This window comes from Sulfuricurvum sp., from assembly GCF_028713855.1.
Lineage (GTDB): Bacteria > Campylobacterota > Campylobacteria > Campylobacterales > Sulfurimonadaceae > Sulfuricurvum.
In genome coordinates this window covers 1-13,030 of record NZ_JAQTNN010000001.1, presented here as the reverse complement: position 1 = coordinate 13,030, position 13,030 = coordinate 1, and the positions used below count along the sequence as shown (strand labels likewise).

Annotated in this window: 17 protein-coding genes; all 17 read right to left on the bottom strand. The window is 42.1% G+C overall.

The window, feature by feature from the left end; translation table 11 throughout:
• Position 1: 1 nt before the first annotated feature.
• The 17 genes from PHI47_RS00085 to rpmA all read right to left on the bottom strand — a co-directional run bounded on the left by PHI47_RS00085 (position 2) and on the right by rpmA (position 13,019).
• A complete protein-coding gene (locus tag PHI47_RS00085) occupies positions 2-754 on the bottom strand; it encodes a TonB C-terminal domain-containing protein (RefSeq protein WP_299932151.1) in 753 nt (250 codons plus the stop codon).
• 40 nt (positions 755-794) lie between these two features.
• Positions 795-1,184, bottom strand: a complete 390-nt coding sequence (locus PHI47_RS00080; RefSeq protein WP_299932148.1) for a biopolymer transporter ExbD — start codon at positions 1,182-1,184, stop codon at positions 795-797.
• Positions 1,185-1,187: 3 nt separating this feature from the next.
• Positions 1,188-1,754, bottom strand: a complete 567-nt coding sequence (locus tag PHI47_RS00075; protein ID WP_299932145.1) for a MotA/TolQ/ExbB proton channel family protein — start codon at positions 1,752-1,754, stop codon at positions 1,188-1,190.
• Between the two features lie 4 nt (positions 1,755-1,758).
• Positions 1,759-2,151, bottom strand: a complete 393-nt coding sequence (atpC, locus tag PHI47_RS00070; protein WP_299932142.1) for an ATP synthase F1 subunit epsilon — start codon at positions 2,149-2,151, stop codon at positions 1,759-1,761.
• Positions 2,152-2,178: 27 nt separating this feature from the next.
• The gene (atpD, locus tag PHI47_RS00065) at positions 2,179-3,579 is read right to left on the bottom strand and encodes a F0F1 ATP synthase subunit beta (protein ID WP_299932139.1); all 1,401 of its coding nucleotides are present in this window, start codon (positions 3,577-3,579) and stop codon (positions 2,179-2,181) included.
• 14 nt (positions 3,580-3,593) lie between these two features.
• Positions 3,594-4,481, bottom strand: a complete 888-nt coding sequence (atpG, locus tag PHI47_RS00060) for an ATP synthase F1 subunit gamma (RefSeq protein WP_299932136.1) — start codon at positions 4,479-4,481, stop codon at positions 3,594-3,596.
• A gap of 8 nt (positions 4,482-4,489) precedes the next feature.
• Positions 4,490-6,007: a F0F1 ATP synthase subunit alpha gene (gene atpA / locus PHI47_RS00055; RefSeq protein ID WP_299932133.1), complete on the bottom strand. Its 1,518-nt coding sequence runs from the start codon at positions 6,005-6,007 to the stop codon at positions 4,490-4,492.
• A 20-nt stretch (positions 6,008-6,027) separates the two neighbouring features.
• A complete protein-coding gene (locus PHI47_RS00050) occupies positions 6,028-6,564 on the bottom strand; it encodes a F0F1 ATP synthase subunit delta (protein WP_299932130.1) in 537 nt (178 codons plus the stop codon).
• Complete coding sequence (locus PHI47_RS00045; protein WP_299932127.1) at positions 6,565-7,080, bottom strand: F0F1 ATP synthase subunit B; 516 nt, start codon at positions 7,078-7,080, stop codon at positions 6,565-6,567.
• Positions 7,081-7,088: 8 nt separating this feature from the next.
• Entirely contained in the window at positions 7,089-7,511 is a 423-nt protein-coding gene (locus PHI47_RS00040; protein WP_299932124.1) for a F0F1 ATP synthase subunit B', read from the bottom strand.
• 68 nt (positions 7,512-7,579) lie between these two features.
• Positions 7,580-8,422, bottom strand: coding sequence for a ParB/RepB/Spo0J family partition protein (locus PHI47_RS00035; RefSeq protein WP_299932121.1), 843 nt, complete (start codon positions 8,420-8,422; stop codon positions 7,580-7,582).
• Positions 8,423-8,431: 9 nt separating this feature from the next.
• Positions 8,432-9,217 (bottom strand): AAA family ATPase, encoded by a 786-nt coding sequence (locus PHI47_RS00030; protein WP_299932118.1) that lies wholly within the window; start codon positions 9,215-9,217, stop codon positions 8,432-8,434.
• Positions 9,214-9,849: a biotin--[acetyl-CoA-carboxylase] ligase gene (locus tag PHI47_RS00025; protein WP_299932115.1), complete on the bottom strand. Its 636-nt coding sequence runs from the start codon at positions 9,847-9,849 to the stop codon at positions 9,214-9,216. Before PHI47_RS00025 ends, PHI47_RS00030 begins: the two co-directional genes overlap by 4 nt.
• Positions 9,830-10,741: a methionyl-tRNA formyltransferase gene (gene fmt / locus PHI47_RS00020; RefSeq protein WP_299932112.1), complete on the bottom strand. Its 912-nt coding sequence runs from the start codon at positions 10,739-10,741 to the stop codon at positions 9,830-9,832. The genes PHI47_RS00025 and fmt overlap by 20 nt, the downstream gene beginning before the upstream one ends.
• A complete protein-coding gene (proB, locus tag PHI47_RS00015) occupies positions 10,741-11,511 on the bottom strand; it encodes a glutamate 5-kinase (RefSeq protein WP_299932109.1) in 771 nt (256 codons plus the stop codon). Before proB ends, fmt begins: the two co-directional genes overlap by 1 nt.
• Entirely contained in the window at positions 11,508-12,605 is a 1,098-nt protein-coding gene (obgE, locus tag PHI47_RS00010; RefSeq protein WP_299932106.1) for a GTPase ObgE, read from the bottom strand. Before obgE ends, proB begins: the two co-directional genes overlap by 4 nt.
• 156 nt (positions 12,606-12,761) lie before the next feature.
• Positions 12,762-13,019 carry a 50S ribosomal protein L27 gene (gene rpmA, locus PHI47_RS00005; protein ID WP_015654103.1) on the bottom strand — a complete coding sequence of 86 codons (258 nt, stop codon included), beginning with the start codon at positions 13,017-13,019 and terminating at the stop codon, positions 12,762-12,764.
• Positions 13,020-13,030 lie beyond the last annotated feature (11 nt).

Here is a 13,030-nt window from a genome sequence, read left to right as displayed (position 1 = left end):
ACTACCCCTTAGCTGTTAATATAAATTCTAATACGGTATCTTTCCCCTCGGGGTGTTCCGGAAAACGGAGTGCATTAAGCCGATCACTTAACCAGTCAACTTCACCGTTAAATGTTCCATTGCCCGAATAACTGATTACCTTATATCCGATTAATTTACCCGATGCACTAATGTTCATCCGGACCCGTGCCGCCTCACCTGCCGTGCCTGCAGGAGGATGAAAATTGGCATAAACCAACGCTTGAATCTTAGCATGGTATTCGTTAACGAGCGGCCCGGTTGAGCCCCCTTGAATAACCATTTTTACTGATGGTTTCGCCAATTCAACCTTACTCACTTTATCCGAAAATCGAGGTGTCTCTTTGTGCTTCAAAAGTTCTTTTTCCAATGCATTTAACTGCTCATTTTGCTTTGTCACTTCGAGAGGTTTCTTCGGTATTTTTTGCGGTTTGACCTGCGCAAAAAGATCTGATATTTCAGGAACTTTTTCCGGTTGTTCTACTGGCTGTGTTGCTGTATCAGGGACGGGATCAGCCTTTAGCGGTTCAACTTTCGGCTCAGGATCAATCTGTTCCGTCGCCTTGATTTCAGAGAGTGCAATCGAAACATTAATTACATCACTTTGTACCATTGCAAATTGCTCAATTTTAGGTGACACAATTAGGCTATATCCCGCTAAAAATAAAAAAGCAACAAAAAGAGAAAGGGAGATCAAACCGCTTATAAAAAAGTAGCGTTCTTGATTCAAATCCATTTACAAAGTCCTCATAGTAAAAACTTTAGAAATAAATTGATTATTGCGCTGTGACAAGAGAAACATTTTGAAAGCCGGCTTTTTTTACTACCGCTAAAACATTCATAACATCACTGTAATTCAATCTCCCGTCTGCACTGATACGTACGGTAGAATCTGACTTATAAGAAGGTGCCAAACGGATAAAATCATCAGCAAATGTATCAAATTTAAACTGATCATTCCCTACTTTGACATTTCTATCATTTGAAATCGAAATTTCTATTGACTCTTTTTTTGTAATCTCTTTTTGCGCAGAACCTTTTGGGAGACGAATCAGCTCTTCATAAACGATATTAGGAGAAATTACCATTAATATCGCCAATAAAACCAACATCACATCCACAAGCGGTGTGATGTTCAGTTCCGGTTTTTCATCCCAATCAAACACGTTTTATACTTCTTTTGACAGGAGTGCATCACCTTGCATACGGATCAAGCCAGTCAACTCAAACGCACGGCGTTTAAGTATCTGATGATACGTATAGGCAAAAATGGCAACAAAAATTCCCGAAGCCGTAGCAACCAGTGCGTCCGATACACCTGAAGCAATAACACTCATCGTACCGCTCGCTTGACCGATATGATCAAACGTGTCCAAGATAGAGACAACCGTACCGAACAATCCGATAAACGGTGTTGTCGATGCGACTACGGATAAGAACATTAACCCTTTTGTGGCTTCTTTGGTTGCTGCATACGTTGCCATATCAAATAAAGATGTTGACAAACGAGAAGATGATTTAGCAAAATGACTCAAATAAGCGAAATCCGGAATTTGATGTGATCCCATAAGAAGTGATTCAAGAGATTGATTTTCAGAAGAGATCCATTGGTTAAGAGAAAAAAAACGGTAGAAAAATACCCAATTAACAGAAATAAAATAAAGGGAAAGAACCAGCAACACAATAAGTGTTACCGGATGACTTTTGTCATAAAAACTGGCAAATGTCTGAAGCATAGAGTTAAACTAAATGGTGTGCCGCAGATTCAATACGTGCTGATACCGAAGCGATCATAGCACTGGAATCGGCAACACTGTTGATTAGAGATTTCGCTTCATCAAGTGCTTTAGCGATATCCCCTTCACTTTCACCGCGAATTGCGACTGCACCGTCAACCAAAACCACTACTTTGTTATCAGTGATTTGGACGACACCCCAGTTTACAACAATCGATTCAGTTTTACCATTCTCTTTTTGAATGTCAACCACTCCGGCTTGGAGCAATGTTGTCAAAGAGACGTGTTCAGGGAGAACACCAAATTCTCCCTCTTCACCCGGAAGGGTGACGCTTTTAGCAAGACCGTTAAAGATCGGCCCGCTTGGCGTTAGCACTTCTAATTGGAGTGTTTCCATTGTGTTTCCTTATAAGGCGAGAAGCAATTACTTGCTTTTCATTTTAGCAGCTTTTTCAATCGCCTCATTCATATCACCGACCATGTAGAAGGCACCTTCTGGCATATGATCGTAATCACCTTCAAGAATTCCTTTGAATCCTTTGATGGTGTTTTCAAGTGAAACGTATTTCCCTGGAGAACCGGTAAATACTTCTGCAACGAAGAACGGCTGAGAAAGGAATTTCTCAATTTTACGTGCTCGTTCAACAACGGATTTATCATCTTCAGAAAGCTCATCCATACCGAGAATCGCGATAATATCTTGCAAATCTTTGTATTTTTGAAGTGTTTTTTGAACACCGCGTGCTACATTGTAATGCTCTTCACCAATGATTTGCGGGTCAAGCAAGCGTGATGTTGAATCCAATGGATCAACCGCAGGATAGATCCCTTTCTCAGCGATTTTACGGTTAAGAACCGTTGTCGCATCCAAGTGAGCAAAAACCGAAGCCGGAGCCGGGTCAGTCAAGTCATCCGCAGGTACGTATACCGCTTGAACCGACGTGATTGAACCTTTTTTGGTTGATGTAATACGGTCTTGAAGAGCACCCATCTCACGAGCCAATGTCGGTTGGTAACCAACGGCTGATGGGATACGTCCAAGAAGTGCTGACATCTCAGATCCTGATTGTGCAAAACGGAAGATGTTGTCGATAAACATCAATACGTCAAGCCCTTTCTCATCACGGAAATATTCCGCCATGGTAAGACCGGTAAGAGCGATACGGTTACGTGCTCCCGGTGGTTCAGACATTTGACCATAGCACAGTGCTACTTTGTCCAAAACGCTTGATTCTTTCATCTCGTGGTAAAGGTCATTCCCCTCACGAGTACGCTCACCGACACCGGCGAAAACAGAAAGACCGTCATGCCCGTGTGCAACGTTGTGAATCAATTCCATGATGATAACGGTTTTACCAACACCCGCACCACCGAATAGTCCAACTTTACCACCTTTAGCGTACGGAGCCAAAAGGTCAACAACTTTGATACCCGTTTCGAACATCTCAGTTTTTGTACTTTGATCAACTAATGGAGGAGGATCACGGTGAATAGACCATGTATCACAATCAGTTACTTGATCTCCGCCATCGATGGTTTCACCGATTACATTGAAGATACGTCCAAGAACTTTTTCTCCAACCGGAACTTTGATCGGAGCGCCGGTTGCATGAGCAGCCATTCCACGAACAAGACCTTCGGACATATCCATAGCGATCGTACGTACACGACCGTTACCGAGGTGAGATGCTACTTCAAGAACAAGACGAGTCGTATTCCCTTCTACACTTACACTTACTTCGATTGCATCATTGACCGCAGGTAAATACCCTTCAAAATCAACGTCAACAACCGGACCAATTACTTGAGCAATTTTACCAATCATTCTTTCCTCCATAATTATTTCATCGACTCGACGCCGCTGATAATCTCGATAAGTTCGGTTGTAATCGATTCTTGTCGCGCTTTATTAAACTTGACTTTCAACGAATTAACCATCTCTTTCGCATTGTTAGTTGCCGCATCCATTGCTTGCATACGCGCACTGTGCTCTGCTGCCAATGAATCAATTAACGCGTAATACATATTGTATTCAGCGTATTTTGTAACCAATGAATCGAGCATTTTCTCTTCATCTTGCGCTTCAAGTTCAAGCATAGTATTTTTTGATTTTTCACAATCATATTCTTCTACATTGACCGGAAGTACACGGTTAACATGCAACTCTTGGGTAATTACGTTTTTATATCCGTTATACACAAGGTATACAGCATCGATTTTACCCTCTTTGAAATCTTCAATCGATCGTGTCATAAATTCGCTAGAACGTTGCATATCAGGAGCAGAACTAAGATTTTTAACTTCATCAAGCATCTCTACTTGGTTGTAGCTAAAAAATTCAATCCCTTTTTTCCCGATACCGCGAAGACGGATTTTGACATTTTTATTTTTGTATCCGCTCATCAGACGTTTAACCGCTTTGATGGTTTGCATATTGAAACCGCCGCATAGACCTTTGTCCGCAGTTACAAAAATAATATCGATCGTTTCAGGAGCATCATTTTCAATAAAACAGCGATTTTCAATCCCGCCTACTTTATTGCATTTGATACGACCTGCGATTTCAGCTATCACTTGATTCGTTTTTTGGGCAAACAGACGTGAGCGCTTTGCAAGCTCTTCCGCACGACGAAGCTTTGCCGTAGAGACAAGCTTCATTGCACGGGTAGTTTTTTGCGTATTGGAGACGCTCTTAATCTGTCGTTGAATCTCTTTCAAGTTAGCCATAAAGATCCTTATTCAGCAACGAAAGTAGATTTAAACTCTTCGAGTGCTTTTTTCATCATTGCCATCGTTTCATCATCAATTTTAGATGTTTTTGCGATATTTTCAAAAATTTGAGGATAAGATGCCTCTACGAACGGATAAAGATCCGATTCGAATCTAACAACGTTAGAAGCAGCCATATCATCGAGGAAACCTTCGTTACCTGCGAAAATAATCAATGATTGTTTCTCAGCTGAAAGTGGAGAATACGGAGGTTGTTTCAACACTTCCACCATACGTTGTCCACGCTCGAGCTGTTTACGGCTCACTTCGTCAAGGTCAGATGCAAACTGAGCAAACGCTTGCAGCTCACGATATTGTGCAAGGTCAAGACGCAATGTTCCGGCAACTTGTTTCGTTGCTTTAATTTGCGCCGCACCACCGACACGTGAAACCGAAAGACCGACGTTGATCGCAGGACGGATACCTGAGTTGAACAAGTCTGTTTCCAAGAAAATTTGACCGTCAGTGATCGAAATAACGTTGGTAGGGATATACGCCGCAACGTCACCCGCTTGAGTTTCAATGATTGGAAGAGCGGTCAAAGAACCGGCACCCAACTCATCGTTCAATTTAGCTGCACGCTCTAATAAACGAGAGTGTAGATAGAAAACGTCACCCGGATATGCTTCACGGCCTGGAGGACGGCGAAGGATCAATGACATTTCACGGTAAGCTACCGCATGTTTAGAGAGGTCATCATAAATGATCAAACCGTGTTGTGCATTGTCACGGAAATATTCACCCATTGTTACACCGGTATACGGCGCAAGGAATTGAAGCGCTGCTGCTTCAGAAGCCGGTGAAGAAACGATAATTGTATAATCCATCGCGCCAGCTTCTTCAAGACGACGAACGACTTGAGCAACAGTTGATTCTTTTTGTCCGATAGCAACATAAACACAAAGAACACCGTTGCCTTTTTGGTTAATGATCGTATCCAAAGCAACGGTAGTTTTACCAGTTTGACGGTCACCGATGATCAACTCACGTTGACCACGTCCGATCGGAACAAGAGCATCAATCGCTTTAATACCGGTTGCCATTGGTTCATGCACCGATTTACGGGCCATAATACCAGGAGCTTTCTCTTCTACGAAACGCATTTCAGTTGTTTCGATTGGCCCTTTTCCGTCGATCGGCTCACCAAGAGCATTTACAACACGACCAAGAAGAGCTTTACCGACAGGAACACGTAAAAGACGTCCAAGACGTTTTACGGTCATACCTTCACGAAGATCTTTCCCTTTACCAAGGATAACAACACCGACGCTGCTCTCCTCAAGGTTCATGACCAAACCGCGTGAACCGTCATCGAATTCAACCATCTCTCCAGCCATTACATTGTTCAAGCCATAAACTTGAGCGATGCCATCTCCGTATGAGATGATTTTACCGGTTTCATTAATGTCTACATTAAGTTCGAAATTCTCAATTCGTTCTTTAATGATCGAACTGATTTCGTCTGCTTGTACTTTTGCTACCACTATTTCTCCTTTCCCGAGGGTTAAATTGCTTTTAAAATGTGCTCAACGAGTTGAGCATTGAGGCGGCTTTTTGAAAAATTAATCTCTACGTTCAAATCATCAACTTCAACACGGATACCATCAAAATCGGATGCAACGTAATCTAATGTGATTGTAGAACTTGTTTTAGTACCGAGATCACGTGCGATCAAATCAACTGAAGCTTGATCGACAACGCTATTGCTGTAGATACGCCCTTTATACATCCGTTTTGAACTTGCGATTGAGCGTTTCAACTCTGACGCTAGAACTGGGATTAAAGGTAAACGCCCGTTTTCAGCCAATAATTTAATGAGGTTGTTCACGGTTGTACTCTTTGCGGGAGCAACCATATCCAGAATTAATTGTTGCTTAGCTTCTTTTTTAACATCATTACTACTCATAATGAGGAGAAATTTTTCATTTTCAAAAGCTTTGGCAACATTTGCAAATAAATCTGCAATGTTTTCCAATGAATTTTGATCACATACACTCATCAATGATTTAATATAACGCTTTGCAATTAGTTCATACTGCATTTAAGCCACCTTCTTTTTCAAGATTTCGGTCATAGCTTCTTTGCCCAGAGCTTCACTGCTGCTGTTCATCACATCATTCATTACATCTGCAACAACTTCACGAACCATTTTACGTTTATCGAGTTCCATTAGTGATGCATTTTGCTTTTCAATAATCTCAAGCTCTTGCTCACAATGAGACAAAATTTTGTCTGATAAAAGTTTGTTCTCTTTTTTACTCGATTCAGCTAATTCGCTCGCGAACCGTTCTGCTTCTTCAACTTTGTGTTCAGCCGCCTCTTTAAGACGTTTTGATTCTCGAAGACGCTCTTGAACTTTTTCAAGTTCATCCGCAATCCCCGAACTTCTGCCGCTAAAATAATTTTTAAGCGGTTCAGCCAAAACATAAAACAAAATTCCGGCAAAAATCAGGAAGTTTACCGTTCGTTGAACAATGTCCGTAGAAGCCTCTGCACCAGCATCTGATCCAAATAGATATGCGCTGAGCAGTAATACTGTAACGATTATTTTACCCATTGCGTACCTCATATCTTACTTAGTTTTGCTGATACAGCAGATTGGAATGCTGGAACTTCATTGTGAAGCTCAGCAATCAACCGTGTTCTCTCTTGCGACAATTCGCCTTCGAACGTTATGTACTCAAGTGCTAATTCAGCACGTTTTGTCTCTATTTTGCTATTTGCCAGCGCTTTGGCCTCAGCAATAACTTTTTCTCTTAATGCCGCTGCTTCCAGTTTAGCATCACTTATAATCTTTTCAGCTTTGGCATGAAATGCGGCAATTTCAGAATCGTTGTTTCCAACTTGTTCCAAATCTTTTTTAAGATCCGCATCCCTTTTTTCCATATAACTGAAAAGAGGTTTGTAAAGCAAACTGTTTAGTAGGGCAATAAGGACAAGGAAGACAATCAGTGTGCTGCCAAGCAGCATCGGACTTATATCTAACATACCACCTCCTAAAAGTTGCGTGATTATACAACTTATAAATTGAAGGGACAGTTAAACGTCAAGAGATATTAAGAAAGTAGGTCTAAAAATGATTCAATTTGTCCATTATCTTCAAATTCAATGGTAACTTTGTAACCTTTTGTGCCACATTTATAACCAAGAGAAGACAAATGTTTTTTCAGTGCAGAAAAATTCAATTCTTCTATTTCATTTGAATGATGTTGAGCCGTTGAAGGAACTTTGATTTTTTTAACCATGCTCTCTACATCACGAACACTCAACTTCTGTCCGATAATCGAATCGATCATCATCGTTTGTTCATTCGGTTCCAACCCAATAATCACTTTTGCATGACCGGCGGTAATTTTCCCCTCAACCAAAGCTTTGCGCCCTTTTTCACTCAGCTGTAAAAGACGCAAAGTATTGGTAATCTGTGTTCGGCTTTTATGAACGGTTTGAGAGAGTTGTTCATGGGTTAGTTCATGAATATCGATAAGTTCTTGATACGCTTGGGCTAAATCAACAACATTCAGCTCATCACGCTGAATGTTTTCGATCAATGCCTGCTCACGCATCTGCTCGTCACTCACGGAAACGACTATTGCTTTAATGGTTTTATTCTTAGCTAATTTACTGGCACGAAGACGGCGCTCGCCAGCAATGAGAATGTAACCGTCAAGATCTTCTTTGACCACAATCGGCTGAAGTAAACCGTGCGTTTTGATTGATTCAGCAAGTTCAGCCAATGATTCTGAATCAAAATGCTTACGGGGCTGATAAGGATTAGGACGAATTTTGCTTACAGCAATCTCTTCGACTCCCCCTTTCTTCGGAAGCTCATTATCATATGCTTCTTCGATTTCACTTAGAAGCGCTCCAAGACCTCGTCCCAATGCAGATGCTTTCGCCATTCTTTTCCTTTAGGCGATGATGGCGTGTGCCAAATCTTGGTACGCCATAGAGCCGCTCGATTTTACATCATACAAAATTGCCGGTTTTCCGAAACTTGGAGATTCCGCTAATTTTACATTACGAGGGATAACAATATAATCATCGCTCCCCCCCGATTTAAATAATTTAGCTTGAAAGTGTTGACGTAAATCGGCAAATACCTGACGCGAAAGATTATTCTGCGCACTGTACATTGTCGGCAAAAATCCTTTAATCGTCAACTTCGGATTAATCGTTTTGCGGACAAGCTTCACGGTATTCAATAATTGAGCCAATCCCTCGAGGGCGAAGAATTCACATTGGATCGGAATAATGACCGAGTTGGATGCGGAAAGGGCATTAATCGTCATCGGTCCAAGGGCCGGAGGTGAATCAATAATCACATAGTCGTATTCATCTTTGACCTGTGCAATAGCGCGTTTTAAGATCAGTTCACGCCCTTTGGCATTATCGGCATCGTAATACTCTTTTTCAACACCGACAAGACCTATATTCGAAGGTGCCAAAAAAAGCTTCGGTAATGAGGTTTTTAAAATGATTTCACGAAGTTTTTTGGCACCGATCAAAACATGATAGATATTAAACTCGTAATTGTTACGATGATACCCCAATGAGGTTGTTGCATTTGCCTGCGGATCGGCATCGATCAGCAATACTTTTTTTTCAGCAACAGCTAGGGAAGCGGCTAAGTTGACGGCAGTTGTGGTTTTACCCACACCCCCTTTTTGGTTGGCGATAACAATAACTTCACTCATCGTAAACTAAATATCCTTTGGCCATCGCATTCCAAGGATCCGTCTTCTAGTAAAACGGCCCGTTTTAATGCAATTTTTTCATTATTGTCGTGCGTAAAAAAATCTCTACTGTTTTCAAATTCTATCTGGTAATTACTAAAAATCTGCTTCCACGATGGTAAATTTTTAAACAACTCACTATATGCTTTTGTTAAATCGTATGGGGTTATATCCATATCGATTTTTGCAAAATGTTCGGGAGCAGAAACTAAATTCATCCCGATCCCGCATACGAGTGTTTCGCCTACTAAATTCGTAATGACACCACCGACTTTCTTATTACCCAGATAAAAATCATTCGGCCACTTGAGCCATACCTTTGAGCCGAGAGAAACTAAGCATTCTTTCATCAAAAAAGCCAGATAGATCGACGAAGATTCAAGTCTTAAATCTGAGGGGAGCATGGAACGTTCAATCGCAACGGAGATAAAAAGGTTCCCATCTTCTCCTATCCAGCTATTGCCGCGTGACCCCTTTCCCATCGTTTGAGACGAGGTACCTATACACACCGGAGCATGTAATGTAGACGCTTTAAGCTCATTTACCAGATAGCTTTGAGTCGATTCAAGTGACTCAAACCAATGTATGTCCACACCCTATCCGTTTTCCGTTGAGATAATCAACGACTAATGTCTCTTGTTTGGAAGGAGCTTGAACCCGTATAATACGAAGAGAGCCTTTTGTGCACTGAACCACAATACTCTCTTTATCGATTTGTATAATTGTACCTGCCACCCCGCAGCTTTCTGATTCTTCCAAACGCATCTCTTTGATTTTCAAACCGGAATCAAGATAAATACCCGGCCATGGCGTAAATGCACGATAGCGATTGTAAATTGAGCGCGCATCCGAAAAATCGATCAAACCGTCTAATTTGGTAATCTTAGTACAACTTGTTGAGTCGGCATCCTTTTGTTCCACGGCACTGCGTCGATCCCAATTGCGAATAACATCCAGCGTAAGATTCACTGCCGTATCCGTAAGACGTTCATATAAAGAGGAGACCATTTCATCTGCACCGATAGGGAGCATTTCGATTTTGATAATTGCACCGGTATCAAGTCCTTCATCCATCCACATGGCTGTAACGCCGCTTTGAGTATCGTTGTTCAACAAACTTTGTTGAATCGGACTCGCACCGCGATAGTGTGGAAGGATTGAGGCATGGAGGTTTACACACGGAGCGTGTTCAAGAATCGCTTTAGGCAAAATCTGCCCGTAGGCGGCAACAATAATCATATCGCAGGGTGTTGACAACACCTCATTCACCACTGATTCATCACGTAGCCTAACCGGTTGAAGTACTGGGATATTTGCTTTTTCTGCCACTACTTTCACGATTGGAGGAGTCAATACCGCTTTCCGGCCTACCGGCTTATCAGGCTGTGTATAAACACTTACAACTTCAATATCATCGGCTGTGATCAAAGCTTCCAAAATAGAAGACGCATAATCGGGAGTCCCCATAAAAATAATACGGGTCATTAATTCACCTCAACAGCTTTAAACAGGCTGCCTCCGCGATGTTCTCCGGCAATTAAAAAGCTTTTAGCGTCACTCAGATCAAATCCGCTTGCCAAAAACATAGCACCGTCTCGTTTGAGGAGGAAATCGGCCGCTTTGAGTTTCGTCACTATCCCCCCCGTCGCAAAATTATGATTCGGAGTTACTTCCAAAGAAAGTTCCTCAGTAGTGATATTCTCAATTCGAGTACGAACTTTCGCATCATTATGACTGCGGGGATCTTTGTCATAATAAGCATCGATGTCGGATAAGATAACCAGTAGTTCAGCCCCGAAATGATACGCTGCATAGGCTGATAGTTGATCGTTATCGCCGAGAATCAACTCTTCCGTAGCCGTTGCATCATTTTCATTAATGATAGGAATAACATTGTGTTTAAGCAATGTCTCAATGGTATCTTTTGCTTTTTGGGACTCTTCAATGGTATTGAAATTGGCGGCCGTGACCAATACTTGGGAAGGGAGAATATTATGCTGTTCAAACATTTTACGGTATTTGTTCATCAAAATCGGCTGACCGATGGATGCAAGGGCTTGTTTGTTCGCCAAAATCTTTTTATCGAGTTTAAGTTCTGTATAGCCAGCCGCAACCGCCCCCGAAGAGACAAGGATAACTTCATAGCTTTTTTTGAGTTCCGCAATAAAATCGACGAGATTTTGCATCCGATCTTTTGCGATACGGTTTTGTTCGCTTAAAACCGCACTTCCGACTTTGACAACGATTCGCTTCATTTGCGCTCCGTTACGACCATTTGATAGAGTGCGTATGTTAATGGTTTGATATTGAGATTGATCGCCGAAGAAATCGGAGCGATAAATGCCGGTTTGCTACGATCATAAAATGCTTTGTCAAAATCTTCCTGCTCATACACCGGATACTCATCGCTGAAAGCAAATCGGCTTTTTTTAACCGGATTAAGATTGACCAGCTTTAAAAATGCATTGGTTTTTTCGATCGCCTCTTCCGGAGTCATCGCATCGGCACGAGTCAATGCAATCGCAAAATTTCGTTCCGCCAACAGAGGTGAGAATTTTTCAAGCTCTTGCTTGAGGGTTTCATATTGATACTCAAGCTCATGGTACGATGCCAAATCGATCATAAACAAAAGCGTTTTGGTTCGCTCAATATGACGAAGGAATTTAAGCCCAAGCCCTTTGCCCTCAGATGCTCCGCCGATAATACCTGGAATATCCGCCATAATATAGGAATCGAATTCACCGATATTGATCTGTCCGAGTTTCGGAGTCAGTGTCGTAAACTCATAGTTGGCTACTTCGGGACGAGCGTTAGAGACAGTAGAGATCAACGTCGATTTACCGACATTCGGAAATCCTACCAGTCCCACATCCGCGATCAATTTAAGATCGAGTCTTACCACGCGAGTAACCGCAGGCTCACCCGGTTGAGCGTACATCGGTTTTTGGTTGGTAGAGGATTTGAAGTGAACATTTCCAAGACCGCCGCGTCCCCCTTCTAAAAAGAGGATTTCTTTACCGTCTTCGAGTAAGTCAAGGAGTACTTCACCGCTCTCAACGTCGACTACCTGAGTTCCAGGAGGAACAACAACAACAAGACGTTTGCCCGCTTTACCGGCCATATTTGAGCCTGAACCGGGTTGCCCTTTATCAGCTTTTAGGTTTTTATTCCCTTGAAAGTGGGCCAATGTATGGGTATTGTTATCCACTCTAAAATAGACATCACCGCCACGACCGCCGTCACCGCCGTTCGGTCCCCCTTGAAGGACATATTTCTCCCGTCGGAAAGCAACACACCCTGCTCCCCCTTTTCCGGATGAGACGGTAATTTCTACACTATCACTAAACATGGATGTCCTTAAAGTTGTTTTGAACGTTTGCCTCGTGACGAGACAACTATTATTTGCTTAACACTATACTTCATCACAAAAGTACACAATTAAAAAGATAATTTTGGAAATTGTATCAAAAATCGGGCGAATGCCCGATGTGAGTCTATGAGAAAATTAAGCGGCAGGGATGATAGAAACTTGTTTGCGTTTTTTGTCTTTACGTTCGAACGCAACGACACCGTCAACCAATGCATACAACGTGTGGTCTTTACCCATACCCATGTTTTTACCCGGGTGAACTTTTGTTCCGCGTTGACGGATAACGATGTTACCTGCTCTTACGAATTCACCACCGTATTTTTTGACACCGAGTCTACGTCCCGCTGAGTCGCGGTTATTCTGTGTACTACCCTGACCTTTCTTATGAGCCATGCTGTCCTCCT

Excerpts from the sequence above, each read along its gene's own strand:
- PHI47_RS00050 (WP_299932130.1), bottom strand. The coding sequence starts at position 6,564 with ATGCAGTATGAACTAATTGCAAAGCGTTATATTAAATCATTGATGAGT.
- PHI47_RS00045 (WP_299932127.1), bottom strand. The coding sequence starts at position 7,080 with ATGGGTAAAATAATCGTTACAGTATTACTGCTCAGCGCATATCTATTT.
- atpC (WP_299932142.1), bottom strand. The coding sequence starts at position 2,151 with ATGGAAACACTCCAATTAGAAGTGCTAACGCCAAGCGGGCCGATCTTT.
- PHI47_RS00030 (WP_299932118.1), bottom strand. The coding sequence starts at position 9,217 with ATGAGTGAAGTTATTGTTATCGCCAACCAAAAAGGGGGTGTGGGTAAA.
- rpmA (WP_015654103.1), bottom strand. The coding sequence starts at position 13,019 with ATGGCTCATAAGAAAGGTCAGGGTAGTACACAGAATAACCGCGACTCA.
- PHI47_RS00040 (WP_299932124.1), bottom strand. The coding sequence starts at position 7,511 with ATGTTAGATATAAGTCCGATGCTGCTTGGCAGCACACTGATTGTCTTC.
- obgE (WP_299932106.1), bottom strand. The coding sequence starts at position 12,605 with ATGTTTAGTGATAGTGTAGAAATTACCGTCTCATCCGGAAAAGGGGGA.
- atpG (WP_299932136.1), bottom strand. The coding sequence starts at position 4,481 with ATGGCTAACTTGAAAGAGATTCAACGACAGATTAAGAGCGTCTCCAAT.
- PHI47_RS00075 (WP_299932145.1), bottom strand. The coding sequence starts at position 1,754 with ATGCTTCAGACATTTGCCAGTTTTTATGACAAAAGTCATCCGGTAACA.
- atpD (WP_299932139.1), bottom strand. The coding sequence starts at position 3,579 with ATGATTGGTAAAATTGCTCAAGTAATTGGTCCGGTTGTTGACGTTGAT.
- fmt (WP_299932112.1), bottom strand. The coding sequence starts at position 10,741 with ATGACCCGTATTATTTTTATGGGGACTCCCGATTATGCGTCTTCTATT.
- PHI47_RS00035 (WP_299932121.1), bottom strand. The coding sequence starts at position 8,422 with ATGGCGAAAGCATCTGCATTGGGACGAGGTCTTGGAGCGCTTCTAAGT.
- PHI47_RS00085 (WP_299932151.1), bottom strand. The coding sequence starts at position 754 with ATGGATTTGAATCAAGAACGCTACTTTTTTATAAGCGGTTTGATCTCC.
- proB (WP_299932109.1), bottom strand. The coding sequence starts at position 11,511 with ATGAAGCGAATCGTTGTCAAAGTCGGAAGTGCGGTTTTAAGCGAACAA.